The sequence below is a fragment of the Amaricoccus sp. W119 genome, assembly GCF_047275745.1.
Taxonomy (GTDB): domain Bacteria; phylum Pseudomonadota; class Alphaproteobacteria; order Rhodobacterales; family Rhodobacteraceae; genus Amaricoccus.
Genome location: NZ_JBKQWU010000012.1, coordinates 75,210 through 100,751, shown reverse-complemented (window position 1 = coordinate 100,751; position 25,542 = coordinate 75,210). Strand labels below are relative to the sequence as shown.

Here is a 25,542-nt window from a genome sequence, read left to right as displayed (position 1 = left end):
GGACATAGTCACGCCGAGCGGTATCATTCCAAGGCATCCGATCTCCGTCAGTCTTCGCAAACCGACGTGAATCACAACCCTATGATATCGCTCAACTCATTTCGGGTTCGGCTCTTAGTCCTGATCGAATGGGAAGACAGCGTACAGCCGGCGTCGCACTGGCAATACATAAGTGAGCTTCGATCGCCATCCGTAGTGAAATGCAGTTCTGTCGGATGGCTCGTGCAGGACACTGAGGATGTGAAGGCGCTTGCGCCGAATATCGGCCGCGTAGCGGATGACAACGTGCAGGCTTCTGGGATTATTCAGATACCTGCACGTTGCGTAGTACGTCTAGTTCACTTGGGCGAGGGCTAGTCACTTGCCCTTAGGCTTCTGTCCCTTGGTTTCGTCCTGCCCCAAAACGGAGGCAGCCAACCGAATCGCGGTCGCCTGCCGTCAGCATACCACATCTGGTGTGCACGTCGAGTCTAAGTCCAAAAGCGTACCGTTCCGTAAAATTTTGTTAGTGGTCGCCCGGCTAATGCTCGCAGCACCGAACCAGCCAGCATCCGGATGACGCGATGACCGAAGCCGCCCTTCCCGCCCCCGACGACGCTCCGAGAAAGCGCGGCCGCGCGGGATTGCTGATCGGCGCCATCCTCGCCATCGTTCTCGGCGGCGCGGGATTCGGCACGGTCTACGCCGGCCTCGTCGACCCGCTCGCCATCTCGCGTGGCGGATCACCGAAGCCCGTCGCCGCCGGCCACGGCGCGGAGGCCGGCGGTGAGATCTTCCTGCCGCTCGATCCGATCACGGTCTCGCTCGCGCCGGGCCAGGGGGCGCGGCACCTGCGCCTCGCTGCGACGATCGAGACCGCGCCGGGGCTCATGCCGGCGGTGGAGGCGTTCAGGCCGCGAATCCTCGACGTGCTGATCGGCTATCTCCGCGCCGTCGATGTGGCCGAACTCGAAGACCCCGCCGCCATGCCGCGGCTCCGGGCGCAGATGCTGCGCCGCGTCCAGCTCGTCGCCGGCGGCGACGACGTGCGCGATATCCTCGTCACCGAATTCATCCTGAACTAGGAGGCTCAGTTGGAACTGCTCACGGACGGGCTGCTCCTCGCCGCGACGCTGTTCGCGGCGACATATTGCTGGGTGCTGGCCCGCCGGGTCGACGCGCTCAAGGATCTCGACAAGGGGCTCGGCGGTACGCTCGTGCGCCTCACGCGCCAGATCGAACTCGCCCGCGCGACGCTCGACGAGGCGCGCGCCAATACGCGCGAAGGCCGCCAGGAACTCGCCCGGCTCGCCACCCGGGCCGAAGCGGCGGCGNGCGACGCTCGACGAGGCGCGCGCCAATACGCGCGAAGGCCGCCAGGAACTCGCCCGGCTCGCCACCCGGGCCGAAGCGGCGGCGGAGCAGTTGCGCCTCCTGCTCGCGGCAGTGAACGATCCGAACGGTTCGGAACCGGCTCAGCCGGCGCTCCGGGCGACCGCCGCCCGTCCCGCGCGCGGCTCCGCGCCCGAGGGACGGCCTCCCTCCGCTCCCTCCTCTCCGGCCCCCACCTCCGCGGCGCGCGCCCCTTCCGCGCGCCCCGCCCCGGCGCCTGCCCTCCGGACGGCCCCCGCCGGGATGCAATCGAGCCCCGGCCGGCCCGAGCCCTCCGCCGACGGCTTGCCCAAGCCGCGCGGCCTGCCGGCGGTCCGCTCGCTTTCCGCCGCCGCGAGAAGCACGGAGGCCGACGGCAAGGCTGAGGAAGAGATCCTCGCGACGCTGCGCGCGCTCGCCGGCGACAAGGCCTGAGCGATGGCCGGTGGACGCAACCGCGCCGCGATCGGCGGCGTGTCCCTTATCGTACTCTGCTTTCTCGGCTCCGCCTCGCTGCGCTTCGGCGAGGGCGGCCTCGCCGTGGCGCAGGAACTGTCGCGGAGCGCGGAGCCGGTGCCCGCACCCACGCCGAACGACGCGCTCCTCGCCGCGCTCCGGGCCCGCGAAGCGGATCTCGACGCCCGCGACAAGACGCTCGCCGACCGCGCCCAGGCGCTCGGCGTCGCCGAGACCAAGCTCGAAGAGCAGCTCGCGGCCTTCGAGAAGGCGCGCGAACAGCTCGAGGGCACGCTCGCCTCGGCCGACAAGGCCGCCGAGAAGGACATCGACCGGATGACGGCGGTCTACGAGAAGATGAAGCCCGGCGACGCCGCGCGCATCCTAGACAAGATGGATGTCGCCTTCGCCGCCGGACTTCTCGCGCGGATGCGCCCCGAGATCGCGGCCCAGGTCATGGCGGGCATGACACCCGAAGCCGCCTACGCGGTCACGGTCACGGTCGCGAGCCGCAACTCGCGCGTGCCGACGCGGTGACTTGAACCTTTCTTAACCCGCCTCCCCCACAGATTGTGCGCGACCCGCGTGGACGGGCGCGACGGACGGACAGGACACGAGGACATGGTCGGAATAGCCGGAGTCTGCATCGTTTTCGCCATGGTCTTCGGTGGGTACATCATCGCCGGCGGCAAGCTCGAGATCATTCTCCACGCCCTGCCGCATGAGATGATCATCATCGCCGGCGCCGCGATCGGGGCCTTCGTCATCTCCAGCGACTTCCACACGATCAAGCACACGCTGTCGGACATCGCCAAGGTCTTCAAGGGACCGAAGTGGAAGCCGCGCGACTATCAGGACCTCCTGTGCCTGATGTTCCAGCTCATCAAGGCACGGGCCAATCCGGTCGAGCTCGACTCGCATATCGAGGACCCGGCCTCCTCGCCGATCTTCATGGCCTATCCGCGCATCCTCGCCGACGCGGAGGCGGTCTCGCTCATCTGCGACACGCTGCGGTCGGCCTCGATGAACTACGACGACCCGCACCAGGTCGAGGAAGTGCTCACCAAGCGGATCGAGAAGACCTACGCCAAGGCGCAGCATTCCTCGCACGCGCTCCAGACCATGGCGGATGCCCTGCCCGCGCTCGGGATCGTCGCGGCGGTGCTCGGCGTCATCAAGACCATGGCCTCGATCGACCAGCCGCCGCCGGTGCTCGGCAAGATGATCGCGGGCGCGCTGGTCGGGACCTTCATGGGCGTCTTCCTCGCCTATGGCATCGTCGGCCCCTTCGCCTCGCGCGTGAAGGCGGTGATCGACGAGGACCAGACCTTCTACAACCTGATCCGCGAGGTCATGGTGGCCGCGCTCCACAACCACGCCGCCAATGTCTGCGTCGAGGTCGGGCGGCAGAACACGCCCGCCGCCGTCCGCCCGAGCTACGGCGATCTGGAAGGCGCGCTTCGCGCCACGCGCCAGGCCGCGTGATGGCCGGGCTTCCGGATTTTCGGGCGATCCTCGCCGCCGCGTTTCTGCCCGCCTTCGCGCTGCCAGCCGCGACGGCGGCGCAGACGATCCGGGGCGGCGAGCACACCGGCTTCACCCGCGTCGTCCTGCCGGTCGCCGCGGGGGTTTCGTTCTCGCTGCGCGTGGAGGGACGCGAGGCGGCGCTGATCTTTCCGGGCCGGAAGCTCGGTTTCGACACGAGCCGCGCGCTCGCGCGGCTGACCCGCGCCCGCGTCTCGGCGATCGAGGCGGGCGACACGCCCGCCGGCACCCGCGTCGCGCTGACGCTCGGCTGCGACTGCTCCGTCAGTGCCACGCGCATCGACAGCCGCCTCGTCGCGCTCGACATCGCCCCCGCCGAGGGGCCGGTCGTGCCGCCGCCGAAATCCCGCGCCGCCGCCAATGCCGCGCGCGACGCGCGCGAGGCACGGGTGGTCGCCACCGCCGAGGCCGCGCTGCTGCGCCAGCTCGAACGCGCGGCCGAGCAGGGCGTCGTCGATCTCGATGCCGTCCCGGCCGCGGGACCGGCCGCGGCGACGCCGCCCGGCCATCGCCAGATCGAGGCGGTCACCGTGCTCGACCGCGATCGCCGCGAGCTTCGTCCCGCGCCGCCGCCGGATTGCCTTCCCGACGCGCGTTTCGATCTCGGCGGCCCCCGGCCGGGCGAGGCCTTCGCCGACGCGCGAGCGGCAGCGGCGCGGGGTCTGATCTCGGCCTCGGGGGAGGCTGATCCCCGGGTTCTCGCGAAACTCGTCAGGCTCCACCTCCGTTCCGGCCTGGGGCTGGAGGCGCGGGGCCTGCTCGCGGCCTTCCCGGCGCGTTTCCCTGACCGGGCGCTGCTCGAAGATCTCGCGCGGGTGGTCGAGGGCACCGCTCCGCCCGCCACCGGTCCGCTGCGCAAGCCCGAGACCTGCCCCGGCGCGCACGGGCTCTGGCAGGCGCTCGCGGGCGACCTGCCCGCGCCCGACGTGCCGGAGAAGGGGTTCGAAACCGCCTTCGCCGCTCTGCCCCCGGACACGCGGCTCCTGCTCGGTCCCCGGCTCATCTCCCGCTTCCTCGGCGCGGGGAGGGTCGCGGAAGCGGCGCGGCTCCGCGATCTCGTGACGCGCGCGGGTCTCCCGGAGACGCCCGAATTCACCTTCGCCCGCGCCGCGCTCCTGGAGCGGGAGAGGCCGGCGGAGGCGTCGGCGCTCTTCCGCGACCTCGCGCAGGCGCCGATCGCCGAGGCGACCGAGGCGCTGGCGCGGCATGCGAGGCTCGTCCTTCGCGCGGGCACGCCAACGCCAGAACTCGCCGCCGATCTCGCGGTCGCCGCGCATCTCTCGCGCGGACTGCCGCTCCGGGCGGATCTGCTCGCCCTTTCGGCCGAGACCCTCGGGCGAAGCGGCGCGCTCGCCGCCGCGCTCGACGCGCTCGAGACGGCGCGGCGGGATCTGCCGGCCGAGACGCGGCGCTTCGCCACCGTCGCGACGCGGCTGCTCGCAAGCCCGGACGCCGCTCCCGGCGCGGCGGATTGGGCCGGTCTGGTCCTCGGCCATCCGGCGCTGATCGCGCGGGACCGGGGCGCCGCGCCCGACCGCGCCGCGATCGCGCGGCGGCTGCTCGCGATCGGCCTGCCGGCGGCGGCGCGCGATCTCGTGGCACCCTCCCTGACCGCCGGCCCCGGACCGCTCGGCGAGGCCGAAACGCGGCTCATCGCCGCCGAGGCGGAACTGCGCCTCGGCCATCCCGAGCGCGCGCACGCGCTCGCGGCGAACCTGCCGGGAACGGAAGCCACGGCGCTTCTGGCCCGCGCCGAGGCCGGGGCGGGCGCCTGGTCGGAGGCGGTGGGGACGCTCGCAGCGGCCGGGCTCGAGCCCGAGACCGCGCCCTACGCCTTCCCCGCCGGCGACTGGACGCGCGTACGCGGCTCCGCCGACCCGGCCGAACGTGCGATGGCAGCCTATATGGGCCGGTCGGAGCGCCCCGCGGGCGCGACACCGGCCGAGACCGCCTTCGCCGCCCAGGCACCAGGACTTGCCCGGCCGAGCCTCGAGGAGCCTCGCGAGCTTCTGGAGACCGGTCCCGGCGTCGCGGAGTTCGTGCGGGGTCTTCTCACCGCCCCCGAGGGCGCGAACTGAGCCGCGCCGGCGACGGTTCCGCCCGTCAGGGACTGGAGATCTTCATCAGGACCAGCCCGGCGACGATCAGCACCGCCGCGGCCACGCGCATCGCCGTCACCGGTTCGGCGAGCCAGACGATCCCGACGACGAACGCGCCCACCGCGCCGATGCCCGTCCAGATCGTATAGGCGGTTCCGAGCGGGATCGTCCGCATCGCGAGCGCCAGCAACCAGAAGCTGCCGATCATCGCGACCAGAGTGATGATCGACGGCACCAGCCGGGTGAAACTCTCCGACTGTTTCATCGAGAAAGCCCAGACGATTTCAAGAAGTCCTGCCACGAGCAGACTGACCCAAGCCATGCGGCCTCCGTCCCTTGAGCGTCCGGGTCGTCCCGGGCAACGTGCCCTCGCGGGAGGGAGAGGTCGTCCTCGTTTCGCGCCGAACCTACGGCATCCGCCGCGAGGGGGCAACCCGGCCCCGAGGGGTTCGGAGGCATGCCCGAACCGGTGGCACGCCCGGCACGCGCTCCGGGGGCCGCGCGAACCCGTCGTGCGATACCCGCCTTGCGCGTGGCCGGCGAACCGGCCAAGAAGCAGCGAGGAGCGACACGGTCGCGAAAACGCGGCGCCCCGGCCCGGTGGAGACCCCTGCTTGCTGCCACCCTTCGACACCATGAGCTTCGCCAGCGTCTGGTACTGGGCCCTGACCGTGCTCGTCTGGACTCTGGTCACGCAGCGGGTCCTCGGCGTGCCCCATGACATGCTGATCCGCGCGGCAAGGCTGCCCGAGGTCTCCGCGCGCGTGGACACGCTCGCGCATATCGCCGCCGAGCGGGTGGCCGGCATCGCCGATGCCGCCGGGGTCGTCTTCGCGACGCTGGCCGGCTTCACGCTCGCGATGCTGGCGGTCATGGGCTTCCTGTTCCAGATCGAACTCGCCAAGGCGCTCGCGCCGCTGGCCTTCCCGCTCTGCCTCATCGCCGCCACCACCGCCCGGCTGGCCGCCCGAATCCGCCGGGAGAAGCTCAGGGGCGAGCCGCTGCGGCGCCTGCTCACACGGCACCGGGGGACGAACCAGGCGGTCGCGATCATCGCGATGTTCGCGGCCACGATCCTCGCCGTGACGCATCCGCCCATCTACTTCCCGCGCTGACCCCGCGGGTGGCCGCTTGCCGCGGCCGCGTCCTTGGAGTACCTCCGCGCCCATGGCCCGGAAAGATCCGCTCTCTCCCGGCCGCCTGATCGTCGGCGGCTGCCCCGAGGGATTCGACGCACGCTATCTCGCCGAGACGCTGGCCCGCGCGAAGGGTCCGGTGATCCATGTCGCGCGCGATGACGCCCGGCTCGCGGCGCTCCGCGCGGCGCTGCGCTTCTTCGCGCCGAAGGTGCCGGTCCTGACATTCCCGGCCTGGGACTGCCTGCCTTACGACCGGATCTCGCCCAATTCCGAGATCGCCGCCCAGCGCATGGCGACGCTCGCGGCGCTCGCCGACGGACTCTCGCGCGAAGTCGTGATCCTGACGACGCTGAACGCCGCGACGCAGAAGGTGCCGCCCCGCGCGCGGCTCCGCGAGGCGAGCTTCACGGCGGAGGTCGGCGCGCGGCTCGATCTCGCGGCGCTCCGGGGCTATCTCGCGCGGATGGGCTTCTCGCAGTCGCCGACGGTGACGGAGCCGGGTGATTACGCGGTGCGCGGCGGGATCATCGACATCTACCCGCCGGGCCGCGGCAGGAACGGGGGGCCGATCCGGCTCGATCTCTTCGGCGACGTGCTCGATTCCGCGCGCCGCTTCGATCCCGAGACGCAGCGGACGACCGAGAAGGTCGCGCGCGTCGAACTCGCACCGGTCTCCGAAGTCATCCTCGACGACGAGTCGATCCAGCGCTTCCGCACCCGCTACCGCGCGCTTTTCGGCGCGGCGGGCAATGACGATCCGCTCTACGAGGCGGTCAGCGCGGGGCGCAAGCATCAGGGCTACGAGCACTGGCTGCCGCTCTTCCACGAGTCGCTGGAGACTCTGTTCGACTATCTCCCCGGCGCGCCCGTGGTGCTCGACGACCAGATCGCGGCGAGCCGCAAGGCACGCTGGGAGGCGCTGACGGAGGCCCATGCGACGCGCGCCGAGGCGCTCAGGGCGAAGTCGAAGCTCGGCACGGTCTACAAGCCGATCCCGCCCGAGGAGCTCTACCTCGACGACGCGGCCTGGGACCGGGCGATCGGCAACCGGCCGGAACTCCGGCTCTCGCCCCTGCCCCAGCCTTCCGGCCCCGGCGTCATCGACGCGGGCGGACGGATCGGCCGCGATTTCGCTCCCGAGCGCCAGCGCGAACAGGTGAGCCTCTTCGGGGCGCTCGCCGATCACATCCGCGCCCGGCGGCGCGAGGGTCAGGTCGTCGTCGCGAGCTTCTCCAAGGGCGCCCGTGAACGCCTCGGGGGGTTGCTCGCCGACAGCGAGGTGACGGGCGCGAAGGAAATCGCCTCCGCGGCGGATGTGCCCGAGGGCAAGGGCGGGCTCTTCCTCGCCGTCTGGCCGCTCGAAGCCGGGTTCGAGGCGCCGGGCCTCACCGTCATCTCCGAACAGGACGTGCTCGGCGACCGGCTGGTCCGGGGCGCGCGGCGGCGCAGGCGGGCGGACAATTTCCTGACCGAGGCGGCGGGGCTCACGCCCGGCGATCTCGTCGTCCATGTCGATCACGGCATCGGCCGCTACAGGGGGCTCGAGACCATCACCGCCGCCGGCGCGCCGCATGATTGCGTGGCGCTCGAATACGCGGGCGGGGACAAGCTCTATCTCCCGGTCGAGAATATCGAGCTTCTCTCGCGCTACGGCCACGAGGAAGGGCTGCTCGACCGGCTCGGCGGCGGCGCCTGGCAGGCGAAGAAGGCGCGGCTCAAGGAGCGCATCCGCGAGATGGCGGACCGGCTCATCCGCCTCGCCGCCGAACGCGCGCTCCGCAAGGGGCAGGTGCTGACACCGCCGGAACACCATCTCTGGGAAGAGTTCTGCGCCCGCTTCCCCTATACCGAGACCGAGGATCAGCTGAACGCGATCCAGGACGTGCTCGGTGACATGGAATCGGGCCAGCCGATGGACCGGCTCATCTGCGGCGACGTGGGCTTCGGCAAGACCGAGGTCGCGCTGCGCGCCGCCTTCGTCGCGGCGATGTCGGGAACGCAGGTCGCGGTCGTCGCGCCGACCACGCTCCTCGCCCGGCAGCACTACAAGAATTTCGCCGAGCGCTTCCGGGGGCTGCCGATCAACGTGCGATCGCTGAGCCGCTTCGTCCCGGCGAAGGAAGCGGCCGAGACCCGCGAGGATCTCGCCCGCGGCAAGGTCGATATCGTCGTCGGCACTCATGCGCTGCTCGCCAAGAGCATCCGCTTCGCCAATCTCGGCCTGCTCGTCATCGACGAGGAGCAGCATTTCGGCGTGCAGCACAAGGAGCGGCTGAAGGAGCTCCGCTCGGACGTGCATGTGCTGACGCTGACCGCGACGCCGATCCCGCGGACGCTGCAGATGGCGCTCTCGGGCGTGCGGGAACTGTCGCTGATCGCCACACCACCGGTCGACCGGCTCGCGATCCGCACCTATGTCTCGGAATTCGACCCGGTGACGATCCGCGAAGCACTGTTGCGCGAGCACTACCGGGGCGGGCAGTCGTTCTACGTGGTGCCGCGGATCTCCGACATCCCCGGCATCGAGGATTTCCTCAAGGAACAGGTGCCTGAGGTGAAGGTGGTGGTCGCGCATGGCCAGATGGCGGCGACCGAGCTCGACGACCGGATGAACGCCTTCTACGACGGGCAGTATGACGTGCTGCTCGCGACGACTATCATCGAATCAGGGCTCGACATTCCAACCGCCAACACGCTGGTCGTGGACCGCGCCGACATGTTCGGCCTCGCGCAGCTTTATCAGATCCGGGGCCGCGTCGGCCGCTCGAAACTGCGCGCCTATGCCTTCATGACGACCGAGCCGCGCAAGAAACTGACACCGCAGGCGGAGAAGCGGCTGCGCGTCCTCGGCTCGATCGACAGCCTCGGCGCGGGTTTCACGCTGGCGAGCCAGGATCTCGACATCCGGGGCGCGGGCAACCTGCTCGGCGAGGAACAGTCGGGGCAGGTGCGCGAGGTCGGGTTCGAGCTTTACCAGGAGATGCTGCAGGAGGCGATCGCCAAGCTCCGGTCCGGCGATATCGAAATGACCGAGGACGCCGGCGAATGGTCGCCGCAGATCAACCTCGGCGTGCCGGTGCTGATCCCCGAGGATTACGTGCCCGATCTCGACGTGCGCCTCGGCCTCTACCGCCGCCTCTCCTCGCTGGAGCGCAAGGTGGAGATGGAAGGTTTCGCGGCGGAGCTCATCGACCGGTTCGGGCCGCTGCCGCCCGAGGTCGATACGCTGATGCTGATCGTCCGGATCAAGGCGCTCTGCAAGCGCGCGGGCATCGCCAAGCTCGACGGCGGGCCGAAGGGCGCGACGGTGCAATTCCACAACGACCGCGTGGCGCGGCCCGAGGCGCTGGTCGAGTTCCTGCAGAACCAGAAGGGCGCGGCCAAGGTCAAGGACAACCGGATCGTCATCGCCCGCGCCTGGCCCGACCAGAAATCCCGCCTCGTCGGCGCCTTCCAGATCGCGCGCGACCTCGCCGCGCTCATGGCACCGCCGAAGGCGGCTGCCCAGCCGGGGCCCAAGCCGGAGTCCAAGTCGGGGTCCGGGCCGGGCGCGGAGAAGCGCGTCGGGGCGCGCTGACCCCCTTCGGCCTCTCGCTCATGGCGTCGCGCGGACGCGCGTATTGATCGGCCCGCGCCGGCGCGGCACAAGTGGGTCATCACCACCCCCGGGGCCGCCCTCAGGCGATCCGATCAGGACAGAAGGACAGACCATGGCGAACAGGACGGACCATCAGGTGGAGCCGAAATGGAGCCTCGTCGGCCCCGGCCTCGTCGTCGCGGCGACCGGTGTCGGCGCGGCTGACCTGATCGCGACGACGGTCGCGGGCAGCAAATACGGCTACGCGCTGCTCTGGGCGGTCGTCGCGGGCTGTTTCATGAAGGTCATCCTCGTCGAGGGCGCCGGCCGCTACACGCTCGCGACCGGCAACACGATCTTCGAGGGCTGGCGCAGCCTCGGGCGGTGGACCTCGTGGTATTTCGGCCCCTACATCGTGATCTGGGGCTTCGTCTACGGCGCCGCGGCCATGGCGGGTGTCGGGCTCGCGCTCTATTCGCTGTTTCCGTTCCTGAGCGTCGCGGCCTGGGGCATCATCTCGGGCCTGCTCGGCCTCGCGCTGGTCTGGTCCGGCCGCTACGATCTCTTCGAGCGGGCGCTGACGGCCATGGTCATCCTGATGTTCTTCTCGATGCTGATCGCCGCGATCTTCACGCTGCCGAACCTCGGCGAGATCTTCGCGGGCCTCGTGCCCAGGATCCCGGAAGGCGCGCTCATCAACGTTCTGAGCGTCGCGGGCGGCGTCGGCGGCACGATCACGCTCGCCGCCTACGGCTACTGGATCCGCGAGAAGGGCTGGGACACGCCGAGATTCATGCGGGTGATGCGGCTCGACAATCAGGTGGCCTACCTCGTCACCGGCATCTTCGTCGTGGCGACCCTGATCGTCGGCGCGGAACTGCTCTATTCCGCCGGAATCGCCATCGGCTCGGGCGATCAGGGCATGGTCGATCTCGCGCGCGTGCTCGGCGAACGCTACGGCGCGGTCATGGGCACGGTGTTCCTGATCGGCTTCTGGGCCGCCTCGATGAGCTCGCTCGTCGGCGTCTGGAACGGCGTCAGCCTCATGTTCGCCGATTACGCCGGCCAGCAGATGGGCCGCCCGCATGACCATCCCGACCGGCAGTCGGGCGGGCTCTACTACAAGGCCTATATCCTCTGGCTGACCTTCCCGCCGATGATCATGCTCTTCCTCGGCCAGCCGGTCTATCTGATCCTCGCCTATGGCGTGCTCGGCGCGCTCTTCATGCCGTTCATGTCGATCACGCTGCTCTGGATTCTCAACACCGACCGCGTGCCCGTCGAATGGCGCAACAAGCCGGTGACGAACATCCTGCTCGTCATCTGCACGCTGGCCTTCGCGGCGCTGGCGCTGAACCAGCTTCAGGGAGTGATCGCCCGGGCGTTCTCCTGACGCCCGCGGCGGGCGGGGTTTACCGGGCCGGGGATCACCTGACCGGAGGTCATCGGGCTCCGGTTCAGGGGGGCGACAGCAGTGTCGTCCCCAGCGCCCCCGCCCGGACCCGGTCCAGGTCGAGCGCCATCGGGATATACTCGCCGCGCTGCCAGGGCCCCGCCAGATCGTCGTAATGGCGCGACATCGGATTGCCGCTCTGGCCGGTCGCGACGACGAAGACGCTCGAGTCCGGATCGGCGAAATCATAGACGACCCGCAGCCCGGCCGCATGAACGTCGCGATAGGGGAACGGTCCGGAACCGGGGGTCAGGCCGCGCATCAGCGTGTCGTCGCCGCCCGCCGCGCTCTGGCGGATGTTGACGAGATGGCCCAGCACCGGCAGGTCGCCGAGAGTCGGGTGCTTGTGAAGCGCGACATGGGCGTCGCCCCAGCGCCAGCTTTCGAGCCTGGGCCCGTAGCTCTCGGCCAGTTCCGCCAGCGCGTCGTCGAGCGCGCGGCGCGCGATCTCGACGCAATCCTCCTTCGGGGTCGTCTGCTTCACGTCGCACCACTGGGCGGCGCCGTCCACGTCGCGGTAGACCCGCTCCACGAAGACCGGATCGAGCGGCACCGTCTCGACCATCGGCCCGAGCTCGTCGACCGCGAGCCGCCGCTTCAGTGCGCGGACCCAGGCGGCGTAGACCAGCGGCTCAGGGTCGTTGTCGTTCATCGCCCCGGTCCAGTTCGCGAGGCGCTCCAGCGCCAGCTGGCGCTGCCGCGCCACGGGGTCGGCCGCCGTCGGCTCGCCGGAGTACCACAGATCGCGTGCGATCAGCGGCAGGAGCGCCCGCGCGCCCTGCGAGACGATGTCGGTCTGGATCTCGATGAAACTGTCGAGCGAATGATACTCCCGCTCCCCGAGCAGCTTCGCCGCCCGCTGGATCCGATAGTCGTCACCCCAGTCGAAGCTCAGATGATCCGGGAAGGCGGCCTCGGTGATCCGGTTGTTGGTATTGACGACGATGCCGCTCGGCGGATCGACGACCCAGGGGTTCTCCTCGAAGGGCCGCCGCCCCTGCCAGTCGTTCGCGGCGAGCCAGCCGGCGCTCGGGACGCGCCCCTGCGTCGTGCTCGCCTCCTGACGCGCCGGGGCGGCGCCCGTCATCAGGAGCGCGACCGTCTCCCGATCGGCGAGCGTCAGGTTCAGCGAGGGCGCGATCATGCCCCGCGCCGCCTCGCGCGCCTCGCGGATCGAATGCGCGCGCATGAGGCCGATCGCCGCCGAGATCGACGTGTCCTCGGGCGTGAGCGCGGTCCAGGCGAGGCTTGCGACATGATCGGGCGGCGTCACCGCCGCGACGCCGAAACGGTCCGGCGGCAGCACCGGGCCATGGCGCGTCCAGCGCAACTCCTGCTCGACCGTGCCCGCGTCCTTCACCCCGATCCTGGCGGTGCGTGTGACGAAGGGCTCATGCCCCTCGGGCGTCAGGTAGCGGCCCGGATCGGCGGGATCGAGCTTCTCGATGAAGATGTCCTGATCGTCGAGGTAGCTCGAGGTGAGACCCCAGCCGAGCTCGGGATTGCGCCCGATCAGCACGGCGGGGATGCCCGGGATCGTCCCGCCGATCACAGGCCCGGTGGAGAGGTTCAGCCGCGCCAGCATCCAGATCGACGGCGCCGAGAGCGCGAGATGCGGATCGCTCGCGAGCAGCGGCGCCCCCCGCGCCGCCCGCGCCGCCGTCGCCGCGAAGGCGTTCGAGGCGCCCGCGAGCGTGACCGGCGCCACGGGATCGAGCGGACCCGCCGAGGCGACGGCCCAGTTCCCCGAAGCCTCGGGGATGAGGTCGGAATATTTCGGCAGGCCCATCACCGCGGCGTTCGGCGACTCGGGGAGAATGTCGCGAAGCCGATCGGGCGGAAGACGCAGCGACAGGCTGGCGCGCAGCGTCTCGCGCTGCGCCTTGTCCGTCAGCCGCAGGGCCATGAGCTTCAGGATCGCGATCGAATCCGCCGGCGTCCAGGGCGCGAGCCGCGGATCGAACAGGAAGAACTCCGGCGCCCCCCGGCCGAGCGCCTCGTCGCGCACCACGCGGAGCCAGGCGTTGACGCCCTCCGAATAGGCGGCGAGCGCGGCGGCCGACTCGGCGTCCTGCGCCTCCACCGCCGCGCGGGAGAGCCCGTGAAGGTCGAGCGCGCGCATCAGCCGGTCGATCGGCAGCGTCTCCGCGCCGAACAGTTCCGAGAGCCGCCCCTGCGCCGTCCGCCGCAGCAGCATCATCTGCCAGAGCCGGTCCTGCGCGTGGGCGAAGCCGAGGCCGAAGAAGGCGTCGGCGTCATTGGTGGCGAGGATATGCGGCACGGCGTAGCTGTCGCGCAGGATCGGGATCTCGGCCTTCGGCCCCTCCACCCGGTAGCTCCGCCCGTAATCGGGGAGCGATTGCGACGCGAGGTAGTAGACCAGGCCGGACGCGGCCAGGGCGAGAAGGACGAGCGCGAGGAACAACCGCGACAACCAACGAAACAGAAATGCCATCCGGAAACCGGCCCTCGCACGGACTTGACCCCGCGGGAGATAGCAGTCCATCAGGGGATCGCGCAACGGAGGAAGGGCTGGACATGGCCAAGGTGGCATTCATCGGACTTGGGGTCATGGGGTATCCGATGGCCGGGCATGTGGCCGCGAAGGGCCATTCCGTCACGGTTTACAACCGCACCGCCGCCAAGGCCCAGGCCTGGGCCGAGCAGAACGGCGGGGCCCATGCCGACACCCCGGCCAAGGCGGCCGAGGGCGCGGAGATCGTCTTCACCTGCGTCGGCAACGACGACGACCTGCGCGCGGTCACCGTGGGCGAGGGCGGCGTGCTCGAAACGCTCGGGCGGGACGCGGTGCTGGTCGACAACACCACCGCCTCGGCCGAGGTCGCGCGTGAGTTGAACAAGGCCGCGCTCGCCAAGGGCGCGCATTTCATCGACGCCCCCGTATCCGGCGGTCAGGCGGGCGCCGAGAACGGCGTGCTGACCGTGATGTGCGGTGGCGAAGCGGAACCTTACGCGCGGGCTGAGCCGGTCATAATGGCCTTCGCCCGCGCCTGCCGGCTGATGGGGCCGGCGGGCAGCGGCCAGCTGACCAAGATGGTGAACCAGATCGCGATCGCCGGTCTCCTGCAGGGGCTTTCCGAGGCGCTGGCCTTCGCGCAGCGCGCCGAGCTCGACGGCGAGGCGGTGCTCGAAGTGATCTCCAAGGGCGCGGCGGGGTCCTGGCAGATGGAGAACCGCGGCAACACCATGATCGCGGACAAGTTCGACTTCGGCTTCGCCGTCGACTGGATGCGCAAGGACCTCCGCATCTGTCTCGCCGAGGCGGAACGCAACGGCGCTCTCCTGCCCGCCACCGCGCTGATCGACCAGTTCTACAAGGAAGTGCAGCAGATGGGCGGCGGCCGGGGCGACACCTCCTCGCTGATACGGAGGCTGCCGAAGTGACGCTGGCCTTCTCGCGCGATCTCAAGATCGCGCCCTCGATCCTCTCCGCCGATTTCGCGCGGCTGGGCGAGGAGGTGCGCGCGATCGAGGATCAGGGCTGCGACTGGGTGCATGTCGACGTGATGGACGGACATTTCGTCCCGAACATCACCATCGGCCCCAATGTCGTCGCCGCGATCCGCCCGCATGTCCGAACGGTGATGGACGTGCATCTGATGATCCAGCCGGCCGATCCCTATCTCGAAGCTTTCGCCCAAGCCGGAGCCGACATCATCACGATCCACGCCGAAGCGGGACCCCATCTCGACCGCTCGCTCGCGACGATCCGGGGGCTCGGGAAGAAGGCCGGGGTCTCGCTCACGCCATCGACGCCGCCTTCGGCCGTGGAATACGTGCTCGACAAATGCGACCTCATCCTCGTCATGACGGTCAATCCCGGCTTCGGTGGCCAGTCGTTCCTCGAATCGCAGCTTCCGAAGATCCGGAGCCTCCGGGAGATGATCGGCGGCCGGCCGATCTGGATCGAGGTGGATGGCGGCGTGACACCGGCGACCGCGCCGCTCTGCCGCGCCGCGGGCGCGGACGCGCTCGTCGCCGGCTCCGCCGTCTTCAAGGGCGGCACGCCCGAGGCCTATGGATCGAACATCCGCGCGATCCGCGAGGCCTGCGCCGGGGCGGAGATACCCGCCTGAGCCGCCGGCCGCATCCCGGACCCCGCTTGACCGGGGCCCGACCGCCGACATGAACACGCCCCGCGAGGGCCAAATCCTCACGGGGCGCGCCAAAGGCCGGAAGTCCGGCGATCGGCTGAACGGACACAATTCCCGTCGTCAGTTCATCAGGTAATCCGGTTAATTCCGGCAGACCGCCCCTCACCGGAGCCGTTGAAACATTCTGTCGTGCAATGCCGGAATACTAACCGAATCACACACTTCGGTCAAAACCTAAGGTCCATGCTTCAACAATCCCGAAGTTACGGGCTATAGGCGCAATGGTTGACTAACCAATCAACCATCAAGCGAAAAGCTCGTGGCAGGTCTCCAGCGCGCTTACCAGCGCATCGACCTCCTCCCTCGTGTTATAGAGCGCGAAGGAAGCGCGGCAAGTGGCCGTCACCCCGAGATGATTCATCAGCGGCTGGGCGCAGTGGTGCCCGGCGCGAACCGCCACCCCCTTGCGATCGACGACGGTGGAGATGTCGTGCGGATGCGCGCCCCCGCTCATCGTGAAAGAAAAGATCGCCCCCTTGTCCGGCGCCGTCCCCTGCAGGTTCAGCCAGTTCAGCCCGGTCAGGCGCTCGGTCGCATAGTCGCGCAGCGCGTGCTCATGCGCGGCGACGTTGTCGAGACCCAGCCCGGTCAGGTAGTCGATTGCGACTCCGAGGCCGATCATCTGCACGATCCCCGGCGTTCCCGCCTCGAATTCATGCGGCGGATCGTTGTAGCTCACCGAATCGCGCGTGACTTCCCGGATCATGTCGCCGCCGCCGAGGAAGGGCCGCATCTCCGCCATGCGCTCGCGCCGGATGTAGATCGCGCCAGAGGCGGTCGGACCGTATAGCTTGTGCCCGGTGATGGCGTAGAAGTCGCAGCCGATGTCCTCGACATCGACCGGCATGTGCACCGCCGCCTGGCTGCCGTCGATCAGGACCGCGACGCCCCGCTCCCGCGCCGCCGCCGAGATCGCCTTCACATCGACGACCGTGCCCAGCACGTTCGACATATGCGTGATCGCGACGAGCTTCGTCCGGGGCCCGATCGCCGCGATCACCGCCTCCGGATCGAGCGAGCCGTCGGGCGCGGTCTCGACCCACCTGAGCACCGCGCCCTGCCGTTCGCGCAGGAAATGCCAAGGCACGATATTCGCGTGATGCTCCATCACGCTCAGCACGATCTCGTCGCCGGGCTCGAACCTCGGCGCCGCCCAGCCATAGGAGACGAGGTTGATCCCCATCGTCGAGCCGGTCGTGAAGATGATCTCGTCCTCATGCGCGGCCCCGAGGAAGCGCTGGATCGTGCCGCGCACCGCCTCGTAGCGGTCGGTCGCCTGGTTCGAGAGATAGTGCAGCCCGCGGTGCACATTGGCGTAACCGTCGGCGTAGGTCTCGGCGACCGCGTCGATCACCGCCTTCGGCTTCTGCGCCGAGGCGCCGTTGTCGAGATAGACCAGCGGCTTGCCGTGAACTTCGCGGGACAGGATCGGGAAATCGCGGCGTACCGCGTCGACATCATACATCAGCCCACCTCACGCGGTGTCAGCCCCATGAGCGCGAAAAGAAGCCCCAGGGCGATCAGAAGAACGATTCCGGTCAGGACGATGCCGCCCATGACCATCAGGGGGTTGTCGAAACCGTGCAGCTCGGTCACGTAATTCGCGAAGGCCCAGAGCGCCCAGACCATGCCGACGAGCGCGAGCGCGGCGGCGAGCACCGGCAGGACCGCGAGTGCCACGAACTGCAGCGCCTGGATGCCGAGAAGCATGACGTTCAGCCAGATCACCAGCGTCACCGCCGCCTGAAGCGTGCCCTTTCCCCCGAAGAGCTGCCCGATCTTCCAGGTCAGCCAGCCGACGGTCAGCATGACCGCGAACTCCATACCCGCCGCGACCAACGGCATCGAGAGGAGTTCGGCGGAGACCGGATCGATCATTCCGCCGCCGATCCGCATCGTCGCATAGGCGATCAGGATGCCGATGCAGGAAATGACCATGGCGACGAAGACCAGGTCGCGCGGATGCACATGCAGCGCGATCAGCCGCCGCGCCGCCTCGCGCGGGCGCGTCAGGCTGTCGCGGGCGATCTCGGGCCACGGCCCGACCGTCGAAAGCGGTTCCTTCGCCATGATGGCAACTCCCTTCGCTCAGCCCGCGATCGACGCGCCGCGCGTCAGGAGCGACAATGAGATCGCGAGAAGCGCGAGTGCAACCCCCGTGACCGCGCCGACGCGCCAGGTGGCGGAGAACCCCTCCGCCTCGGCGAAACCCGCGACGAAGAGCCAGAGCCAGTAGAAAAACGCCGCGAGTCCGACCGGCGCCGCGAGATCGCCCGCGACCGCGCGTAGCGCCGCCACCGCGAGCGCGAGCGGCGCGCCAAGCAGCGCGGACCAGAAAAGCGCGACCCGCGCACCGAAAAACCCGCCCCGCGCCCCGAAGCCCCGCGCCGCGAGATGCGCGAGCGCGGCGAGACCGTAGGCGAGGAGCGGCGCGATGAAGAGATAGGCGAAGAAATGCGCCGCCACGACCCCCGCCAGCGGGTCCGCGATCTCGATCGCCCGCGCCCGCAGGATCGCCTCGGGCACGCTCGCGACGAAGCCGAGCGCGCAGGCGATGAAGAGCAGCACCAGCGCGCGCGCCTCGGTGATGCCGCCCGCGAGCAGTCGCGCCATCGCGGCGCGGGGCCGGCGATAGGCTTCGGCCATCGCCGCGACCAGACCCGATGGCGCGCCCGCGCTCATGGCTTCAGAGCCGCCCCCGGCGCGCGAGCCAGGCCGCGAGACGGTCGCGCATGTCGTCGGCGAGCACCGGGTCCTCGATCTCCTGGATCGCCTCGTCGAGGAAGGCGAGCACCAGCAGCCCCTCCGCCTCCGCCCGCGGGATGCCGCGCGAGGTGAGATAGAAGAGCGAGGTCTCGTCCACCGCGCCGCAGGTCGAGCCGTGCGAACAGGCGACATCGTCGGCGTAGATCTCGAGCTCGGGCTTGGCGAGGAAGTTTGAATCCTCGTCGAGCAGCAGCCCCTGGCTGATCTGATAGCCGTCGGTCTTCTGCGCGTCCGGCTTCACGAGGATCTTGCCCTGGAAGACGCCGGTCGCGCCGCTCCGGAGCACCTTCTTGAACACCTGCCGGCTCTCGCAGTTCACCGCGTCATGGGTGATGAAGACGGTGTCGTCGTGCAGGAAATCGCCTTCGCCGACCGAGGCGCCCGCGACGCGGGCATGCGCGTCGTCGCCGGTGAACTCGATCACGCATTCATTGCGCGTGAGACGGCCGTTCACCGTCATCGAATACGACTTGAAGCTCGACTCGGTGCCGAGCCGCGCGAAGATCGCCGTCGCCGCGCGCCGGTCATGCGCCCGGCCCTGGGTGCGGACGTGGTGGAAGGAGGCGGTGTCGGCGATGTCGATCTCGAGCACCGAGTTGAACCGCGCCGCCGCCGCCCCGTTCTCCAGCAGCGTCAGATCGGAGCCCGGCGCCATCCGGATCACGTGATGCACCATCGCATCCGAGGTCTCGGAGGAATGGCGGTAGATGAGGCTCACCGGCCGGGGCGCCCGCCCGGTCACGTTTATGACGACGCCCTCGACGGCCCGCGCCGTGTTGAGCGCGGTGAGCGGCCGGTCCACCGGGTCCTGCCCGCGGGTTTCGAGCACGCCGAAAAGCTCGCGCGCCCAGTGGATGTCGGTCGTCGCCGCCTGTGCCAGCGTCTGGATCTCGATCCCGGCCATCTCCAGCGGATCGGACTGCGCCGCGTCGTAGACGCCGTCCACGAAGACCACCTTGAGCCGGTCCACATCGTCGAACGGCGGCTTCTCGATCGCGTCGAGCGTCGGCGCCGGCTTCGGCGGCTGGACCAGGAGGCTCGCCGGATCGGTGAAGCGCCAGTATTCGTCGCGCCGGATCGGCGCGCCCATCCCCATCAGCCGCGCCGCCGCCCTCTCTCGCGCGCTCCGCGCCCAGGCGGCCTCGCCCGCGGGCACGGGCCAGGCAGCCAGAAGCGCCTCGGCGCCTTCGATCTTTCGTGCGGGAACAGCCATTTACGCCACCGACTTCAGGATATCGGCATAGCCGTTGGTCTCGACTTCGAGCGCGAGCTCGGGACCGCCGGTCTGCACGATGCGGCCATCGGCCATGATATGCACCACGTCGGGCTGGATGTGGTTCAGGAGGCGCTGGTAGTGCGTGATCACGAGGAAGGCCCGGTCCGGCGCGCGGAGCGCATTGACGCCCTCGGCGACCAGCTTCATCGCATCGACATCAAGGCCGGAATCGGTCTCGTCGAGGATGCACATGCGGGGCTCCAGCACCGCCATCTGCAGGATCTCGTTGCGCTTCTTCTCACCACCGGAGAAGCCGACATTGACCGGCCGCTTCAGCATCTCGGCGTCGATGTTGAGCGTCTTCGCCTTCTCGCGGACGAGGCGCAGGAAGTCGGCGGCGTTGATCTCCGTCTCGCCCCGCGCCTTGCGCTGCGCGTTGAGCGCGGTACGCAGGAAGGTCATGTTGCCGACGCCGGGGATCTCGACCGGGTACTGGAAGGCGAGGAAGAGCCCCGCCGCCGCGCGTTCCTCCGGCTCCAGATCCAGGAGATCCGTGCCTTCGAGCGACGCCGCGCCCTCGGTCACCTCATAGCCCTCACGGCCCGCGAGCACATAGGAGAGCGTCGACTTGCCCGACCCGTTCGGCCCCATGATCGCATGGACCTGACCGGCGGGAACCTCGAGGCTCACACCCTTGAGGATCTGCTTGTCCTCTTCCTCGAGCTTTACGTGAAGGTTTTCGATTTTCAGCATGATATATCTCGTTTAACGGCCCGCGCGGTCGCGCAGCCGCCTGTTTCGTTCAACCCGTTCCGCTCAACCGGCGTTGGCGCGGTCGAGATGACCTGCGACCCAGGCCGACATCGGCAGCCAGATCAGAAAGGTCAGCGCGAAAGTGAGCATGTTCGGCCACCAGGTCAGCGCGTTCCACCAGATCCCGATGAAGGCCGCGAAGGGCATGGCGACGAGCGCCCCGATCGCGCGGTCCTCCAGCGAGACGGTGAGCCCCCGGCGCAGATCCGCGCCCGCGTGTTCGCGAATGTCCTTGAAATCCATGACCTGTCTCTCCCGTCGCGGCCGGATCAGCCGACCGACCCTTCAAGGCTGATGGCGACGAGCTTCTGCGCCTCCATCGCGAATTCCATCGGCAGCGCCTGCAGGACCTCGCGGCAGAAGCCGTTGACGACGAGCGCCACCGCCTCCTCCTCGTCCATGCCGCGCTGGCGGCAGTAGAACAGCTGGTCCTCGTCCACCTTCGACGTGGTCGCCTCATGCTCGACGCGCGAGGAATTGTTCTTCACCTCGATATAGGGAACCGTATGCGCGCCGCATCTGTCGCCGATCAGCAGGCTGTCGCACTGGGTATAGTTGCGGCTGTTCTTCGCCTTCGGATGCATCGAGACGAGACCGCGGTAGGTGTTCTGCGCCTTGCCCGCCGAGATGCCCTTCGAGACGATCCGGCTCTTGGTGTTCTTGCCGAGGTGGATCATCTTGGTGCCTGTATCGGCCTGCTGGGCGTTGTTGGCGATGGCGATCGAGTAGAACTCGCCCTGCGCGCCCTCGCCCCGCAGGATGCAGGACGGGTATTTCCAGGTGATCGCCGAGCCGGTCTCGACCTGCGTCCACATGACCTTGGCCCGCGCCTCGCGGCAGTCGGCGCGTTTGGTGACGAAGTTGTAGACGCCGCCCCGGCCTTCCTCGTCGCCCGGATACCAGTTCTGGACGGTCGAGTATTTCACCTCGGCGTCTTCGAGCGCGACGATCTCGACCACCGCGGCGTGAAGCTGCGCCGTGTCGCGCTTCGGCGCGGTGCAGCCTTCGAGATAGCTCACATAGGAGCCCTTGTCGGCGATGATGAGCGTGCGCTCGAACTGGCCGGTATTCTCGGCGTTGATGCGGAAATAGGTCGAAAGCTCCATCGGGCAGCGCACGCCCGGCGGCACATAGACGAAGGAGCCGTCCGAGAAGACCGCCGAGTTCAGCGTGGCGTAGAAATTGTCGCTGATCGGCACCACGCTGCCGAGATACTTCCTGACCAGTTCCGGATGCTCGCGCACCGCTTCCGAGATCGGGCAGAAGATCACGCCGGCCTTGGCGAGTTCCTCCTTGAAGGTGGTGCCGAGCGAGACCGAGTCGAAGACCGCGTCGACCGCGACCTTGCGGCCATCGGCGCGTCCGTCGGCGGGCGCCGCGTCCGCCCCCTCGACACCGGCGAGGATCATCTGCTCGCGGAGGGGGATGCCGAGCTTCTCGTATGTGGCCAGCAACTCGGGATCGACCTCGTCGAGCGACTTCGGCCGCGTGACCATGCTCTTCGGCCGGGCGTAGTAATACTGGTCCTGGAAGTCGATCTTCGGATAATGGACCATCGCCCAGGTCGGCTCCTCAAGCGTCTTCCAACGCTCGAACGCCTTCAGCCGCCAGTCGGTCAGCCAGTCCGGCTCGCCGTTCTTCTCCGAGATCAGCCGGACGATATCCTCGTTCAGCCCCTTCGGCGCGTATTCGGTTTCGATGTCGGTCGAGAACCCGTATTTGTACTTCTCGCCAACCGACCGGACCGTCTCGACCGTTTCCTGATCGACGCCCTCGCGGACCTCGGCCTCATCAAGTGCCGCCATCGTCAAACCTCTCCAACAACTCGTTCGGGCGACGTTCCCGACGTCTCCCGGCGCCGCGCACGGCGGTGACTCTTCTCCCAGGCATCGGCGAAGGCGAGCACCGCCTCCCGGCCGACGCCGGGCCCGATCGAAACACGAAGCATCGCGCTTGCGACCTCCGGGTCGTAGCCCATCGCGACCAGCGTCCGGCTCGCCCTGACCTTCCCGCTCGAACAGGCAGATCCCGCCGAGACCGCGAAACCGGCGAGATCGAGCGCCATCACCTGCGTCTCGCCCTTCCAGCCGGGCGTGGCAAGGGCCAGCGTATTCGGCAGCCGCGCGGCACCTTTCCCGACAAAAATAGTTTCCGGAGCGGCCGCTTCCAATGCCTGCTCCAGAATATTCCTGACCTCGGACACTTCGTCCCAGGTTCCGGAGGCGACATCGGCGACCGCGGCCCGGGCCGCCGCCGCGAAACCCGCGATGCCGATCAGGTTCTCGGTGCCAGCGCGCCGGCCCATCTCCTGGCCGCCGCCGCGCAGAACTGGCTCCAGCGCCTCGCCCCGGCGCAGCAGGAGCGCGCCGACGCCCTTCGGTCCGCCGAACTTGTGCGGGGCGATGAGCGCCGCCCGCGCCCCGGTCCAGCCGAAGGCGAAGGGGACCTTGCCCGCCACCTGCGCCGCGTCGATGAGCGCGAGGCCGCGCGGCAAGTCCTGCAGGATGCCGGTCTCGGAATTGGCGCCTTGAAGCGCGGTCCGCTCCGGCTCGGTCACGGTGACCTGACCTTCGGGCGTGACCGCGAGAGACGGGTCGATCCAGCCCAGCACGCATTCATGCTCGACCGGCGCGCCGACGCAGCCCCGGCCCCGGAGCGCCAACGCCGCCGCTTCGGTCGCGCCGGAGGTGAAGACGACCTCATCGGGATCGGCGCCGAATGCCTCGGCGATATCGGTCCGCGCCCGCTCGAGCAACCCCTTGGCCGCGCGGCCCTCGGTATGGACCGAGGACGGGTTGCCGACGAGATCCATCGCCTCGGCCATCGCGGCGCGCGCCTCGGGACGCAGCGGCGTCGTCGCATTCCAGTCGAGATAGACGCGCGCGCTCATGCCCGCTCCGGGGCGGCCGCGCCCTCCCCAATCGCGCCCTCGCCAATCGCACCCTCGCCGTCCTCGCCCGACTCGGATGCCTCCTCGCCGGGATGCGTTTCGGTGTCGTCGATCACGGCGACGAAATTCGGTACCGCGGGACAGGGGGCGAGCTGGTTCGCGACGATGTCCGAGAGACGTGTCTGATGCAGGAGCACGTAGACATTGGCCGAGAGCTGCTCCCAGAACTTGTCCGTCAGTCGCTGCTCGTCCGTGCCCAGCGTCGCGCCGGAGGCGCCGGCGCCGCGGCTGAGCGCATCCATCGTCTCGTCGACCGCCGCGAGGATCTCCGAGACCCGGATCTGCTCGGAGGGCCGGGCGAGGCGATAGCCGCCGCCCGGGCCGCGAACCGATTCCACGATCTCCGCCCGGCGCAGCTTGACGAACAGCTGTTCGAGATAGGCGAGGCTGATCTCCTGCCGGTCCGCGACCTCGCTCAGCGAAACCAGCTGCGACTCGGCCCGCGACCGCGCCGCGAGATCCGTCAGCGCGATCATCGCATAGCGGCCCTTGGTGCTCAGTTTCATTGCCGATCGTCTCCAGCATCCCGGTGCGCGCCACGCAAGCGCGTGACCGGTGTTGACGCCCCGCCAGCGATTACCTAACTAACGACCCGACTTGGATCGCGGGCGTACAATCTTAGAACCGTTCTAGATTGGTCGAGTGATTCCGTCAAGTTCGTGTTTCTTTCTTTTGTTCGACGGGAGATCGACCAGATGCCCGAGGTGATTTTCCCCGGCCCCGATGGCCGTCTGGAAGGCCGGTACCATCCGCAGAAATCCAAGGACGCGCCGATCGCGATCATCCTGCATCCCCATCCGCTTTATGGGGGCACGATGAACAACAAGGTCGTCTACAACCTCCACTACACGTTCCACCGGATCGGCTTCACCTGCCTGAGGTTCAACTTCCGGGGCGTCGGCCGCAGCCAGGGCGAATACGATCAGGGGATCGGCGAACTTTCGGACGCCGCCTCGGCGCTCGACTACCTGCAGGGGCTGAACCCGAATGCCCGGAGCTGCTGGGTCGCGGGCTTCTCCTTCGGCGCCTGGATCGGGATGCAGCTCTTGATGCGGCGGCCGGAGATCGCCGGTTTCGTCTCGGTCGCACCGCCGGCGAACCAGTACGATTTCTCCTTCCTCGCCCCCTGCCCGTCTTCCGGCCTCATCATCGGCGGATCAGCGGACCGCGTGGTGCCGCCCGCGGATGTGACCAACCTCGCCGACAAGCTGAAGCAGCAGAAGGGGATCACGATCACCCAGTCGACGGTCGAGGGGGCGAGCCACTTCTTCGATCCCGGCATGGACGAGATGATCGAGACGGTGGAGGGCTACGTCCGCCGCCGCCTTACCGAAACCACGCGCTGAGCAGACCCATGGGCGGCGTTTTTCCCGAAGCTACCGTTTTCCTGCCCTTCGTCTTCGCGGTCGTGGTGATCGCGGTAACGCCGGGTCCGGACATGACCTTCTTCCTCGGCCGCGCGCTCAGCGCGGGGCGAAGCGCGGGTCTCGCCGCCGTGGCGGGAGCCGCGACCGGGCTCCTCGTTCATACCGTGATGGTCGCGGTCGGAATCTCCGCGCTCATCGTCGCGGCACCCACCGCCTTCTTCGCGCTGAAGGTGGCCGGCGCGCTCTATCTGCTCTGGCTCGCGTTCCAGGCGATCCGCCACGGCTCGGCGCTGAGGCTGCCATCCGGGCCGGTCCCTCGCGCGGGTCTGGTCGGAACCTGGGCCTCGGGGGCGGCGATCAACATTCTCAATCCGAAGGTCGCGCTCTTCTTCCTGACCTTCCTGCCGCAGTTCGTCTCCGCCGCCGATCCCCACGCGGCGGCGAAGCTCTTCGTGCTCGGCTCGGTCTTCATCCTGCTCGGGACCGCGATCAACCTCGCCATCGTCCTCGTCGCCGACCGGTTCGCATCGGGGATGCGGGGCAATCCGAGGATCGCGCGGGTGCTCGACTGGCTCTTCGCCTCGATCTTCACCGCCTTCGCGGCGCGGCTGCTCTTCGCGCGAGCCCATTGAGGCG

The 25,542-nt window shown here is 69.1% G+C and carries 22 protein-coding genes and 1 pseudogene; 12 read left to right on the top strand and 11 right to left on the bottom strand.

Annotation, left to right across the window (positions count from 1 at the left end; genetic code table 11):
* Nucleotides 1-563: 563 nt before the first annotated feature.
* The 5 genes from fliL to ACLJK8_RS09350 all read left to right on the top strand — a co-directional run bounded on the left by fliL (nt 564) and on the right by ACLJK8_RS09350 (nt 5,429).
* The gene (gene fliL / locus ACLJK8_RS09370; RefSeq protein WP_413149936.1) at nt 564-1,064 is read left to right on the top strand and encodes a flagellar basal body-associated protein FliL; all 501 of its coding nucleotides are present in this window, start codon (nt 564-566) and stop codon (nt 1,062-1,064) included.
* 550 nt (nt 1,065-1,614) lie between these two features.
* Nucleotides 1,615-1,785: a hypothetical protein gene (locus tag ACLJK8_RS09365; protein WP_413149935.1), complete on the top strand. Its 171-nt coding sequence runs from the start codon at nt 1,615-1,617 to the stop codon at nt 1,783-1,785.
* A 39-nt stretch (nt 1,786-1,824) separates the two neighbouring features.
* Nucleotides 1,825-2,343 (top strand): MotE family protein, encoded by a 519-nt coding sequence (locus tag ACLJK8_RS09360; protein WP_413149933.1) that lies wholly within the window; start codon nt 1,825-1,827, stop codon nt 2,341-2,343.
* Nucleotides 2,344-2,427: 84 nt separating this feature from the next.
* Nucleotides 2,428-3,291 carry a flagellar motor stator protein MotA gene (motA, locus tag ACLJK8_RS09355; RefSeq protein WP_413149932.1) on the top strand — a complete coding sequence of 288 codons (864 nt, stop codon included), beginning with the start codon at nt 2,428-2,430 and terminating at the stop codon, nt 3,289-3,291.
* Nucleotides 3,291-5,429, top strand: coding sequence for a hypothetical protein (locus ACLJK8_RS09350; protein ID WP_413149931.1), 2,139 nt, complete (start codon nt 3,291-3,293; stop codon nt 5,427-5,429). Before motA ends, ACLJK8_RS09350 begins: the two co-directional genes overlap by 1 nt.
* A gap of 25 nt (nt 5,430-5,454) precedes the next feature.
* On the opposite strand, the gene ACLJK8_RS09345 is transcribed toward ACLJK8_RS09350, so the two are convergent.
* Nucleotides 5,455-5,772 carry a DMT family transporter gene (locus ACLJK8_RS09345; protein ID WP_413149930.1) on the bottom strand — a complete coding sequence of 106 codons (318 nt, stop codon included), beginning with the start codon at nt 5,770-5,772 and terminating at the stop codon, nt 5,455-5,457.
* 292 nt (nt 5,773-6,064) lie between these two features.
* Between ACLJK8_RS09345 and ACLJK8_RS09340 the strand changes: the two genes are divergently transcribed.
* The 3 genes from ACLJK8_RS09340 (at nt 6,065) to ACLJK8_RS09330 (ending at nt 11,559) form a co-directional block, all read left to right on the top strand.
* Entirely contained in the window at nt 6,065-6,565 is a 501-nt protein-coding gene (locus ACLJK8_RS09340; RefSeq protein WP_413149929.1) for a hypothetical protein, read from the top strand.
* 52 nt (nt 6,566-6,617) lie between these two features.
* Nucleotides 6,618-10,166 carry a transcription-repair coupling factor gene (gene mfd, locus ACLJK8_RS09335; RefSeq protein WP_413149928.1) on the top strand — a complete coding sequence of 1,183 codons (3,549 nt, stop codon included), beginning with the start codon at nt 6,618-6,620 and terminating at the stop codon, nt 10,164-10,166.
* Nucleotides 10,167-10,299: 133 nt separating this feature from the next.
* Nucleotides 10,300-11,559, top strand: coding sequence for an Nramp family divalent metal transporter (locus tag ACLJK8_RS09330; RefSeq protein WP_413149927.1), 1,260 nt, complete (start codon nt 10,300-10,302; stop codon nt 11,557-11,559).
* 64 nt (nt 11,560-11,623) lie between these two features.
* On the opposite strand, the gene ACLJK8_RS09325 is transcribed toward ACLJK8_RS09330, so the two are convergent.
* Nucleotides 11,624-14,074 (bottom strand): penicillin acylase family protein, encoded by a 2,451-nt coding sequence (locus tag ACLJK8_RS09325; protein WP_413149926.1) that lies wholly within the window; start codon nt 14,072-14,074, stop codon nt 11,624-11,626.
* 83 nt (nt 14,075-14,157) lie between these two features.
* On the opposite strand from ACLJK8_RS09325, the gene ACLJK8_RS09320 reads away from it, so the two are divergent.
* Together ACLJK8_RS09320 and rpe are read left to right on the top strand one after the other, a co-directional pair.
* Nucleotides 14,158-15,024, top strand: coding sequence for an NAD(P)-dependent oxidoreductase (locus ACLJK8_RS09320; RefSeq protein WP_413149925.1), 867 nt, complete (start codon nt 14,158-14,160; stop codon nt 15,022-15,024).
* Nucleotides 15,025-15,026: 2 nt separating this feature from the next.
* The gene (gene rpe, locus ACLJK8_RS09315) at nt 15,027-15,716 is read left to right on the top strand and encodes a ribulose-phosphate 3-epimerase (protein ID WP_413149939.1); all 690 of its coding nucleotides are present in this window, start codon (nt 15,027-15,029) and stop codon (nt 15,714-15,716) included.
* 322 nt (nt 15,717-16,038) lie between these two features.
* On the opposite strand, the gene ACLJK8_RS09310 is transcribed toward rpe, so the two are convergent.
* The 9 genes and pseudogenes from ACLJK8_RS09310 to ACLJK8_RS09270 form a co-directional block, all read right to left on the bottom strand.
* Nucleotides 16,039-17,259 (bottom strand): cysteine desulfurase, encoded by a 1,221-nt coding sequence (locus tag ACLJK8_RS09310; protein ID WP_413149923.1) that lies wholly within the window; start codon nt 17,257-17,259, stop codon nt 16,039-16,041.
* Nucleotides 17,259-17,864 carry a YIP1 family protein gene (locus tag ACLJK8_RS09305; protein WP_413149922.1) on the bottom strand — a complete coding sequence of 202 codons (606 nt, stop codon included), beginning with the start codon at nt 17,862-17,864 and terminating at the stop codon, nt 17,259-17,261. The genes ACLJK8_RS09310 and ACLJK8_RS09305 overlap by 1 nt, the downstream gene beginning before the upstream one ends.
* 18 nt (nt 17,865-17,882) lie before the next feature.
* Nucleotides 17,883-18,476 (bottom strand): YIP1 family protein, encoded by a 594-nt coding sequence (locus ACLJK8_RS09300; RefSeq protein WP_413149920.1) that lies wholly within the window; start codon nt 18,474-18,476, stop codon nt 17,883-17,885.
* Between the two features lie 4 nt (nt 18,477-18,480).
* Nucleotides 18,481-19,773 carry a SufB/SufD family protein gene (locus ACLJK8_RS09295; RefSeq protein ID WP_413149918.1) on the bottom strand — a complete coding sequence of 431 codons (1,293 nt, stop codon included), beginning with the start codon at nt 19,771-19,773 and terminating at the stop codon, nt 18,481-18,483.
* Nucleotides 19,774-20,529: a Fe-S cluster assembly ATPase SufC gene (gene sufC, locus ACLJK8_RS09290; RefSeq protein WP_413149917.1), complete on the bottom strand. Its 756-nt coding sequence runs from the start codon at nt 20,527-20,529 to the stop codon at nt 19,774-19,776. It abuts the gene before it with no gap.
* 63 nt (nt 20,530-20,592) lie between these two features.
* The gene (locus ACLJK8_RS09285) at nt 20,593-20,832 is read right to left on the bottom strand and encodes a hypothetical protein (protein ID WP_413149916.1); all 240 of its coding nucleotides are present in this window, start codon (nt 20,830-20,832) and stop codon (nt 20,593-20,595) included.
* Nucleotides 20,833-20,858: 26 nt separating this feature from the next.
* On the bottom strand, nt 20,859-22,394 hold the full coding sequence (gene sufB / locus ACLJK8_RS09280; protein WP_413149915.1) for a Fe-S cluster assembly protein SufB: 1,536 nt from the start codon (nt 22,392-22,394) through the stop codon (nt 20,859-20,861).
* A 2-nt stretch (nt 22,395-22,396) separates the two neighbouring features.
* Complete coding sequence (locus tag ACLJK8_RS09275; protein ID WP_413149914.1) at nt 22,397-23,479, bottom strand: cysteine desulfurase family protein; 1,083 nt, start codon at nt 23,477-23,479, stop codon at nt 22,397-22,399.
* Nucleotides 23,480-23,583: 104 nt separating this feature from the next.
* Nucleotides 23,584-24,045 (bottom strand): annotated as a pseudogene (locus ACLJK8_RS09270) (Rrf2 family transcriptional regulator); the annotation flags it as partial.
* A 189-nt stretch (nt 24,046-24,234) separates the two neighbouring features.
* Between ACLJK8_RS09270 and ACLJK8_RS09265 the strand changes: the two are divergent.
* Entirely contained in the window at nt 24,235-24,885 is a 651-nt protein-coding gene (locus ACLJK8_RS09265) for an alpha/beta hydrolase (protein WP_413149913.1), read from the top strand.
* Between the two features lie 8 nt (nt 24,886-24,893).
* Entirely contained in the window at nt 24,894-25,538 is a 645-nt protein-coding gene (locus ACLJK8_RS09260; RefSeq protein WP_413149912.1) for a LysE family translocator, read from the top strand.
* Nucleotides 25,539-25,542: the final 4 nt, after the last annotated feature.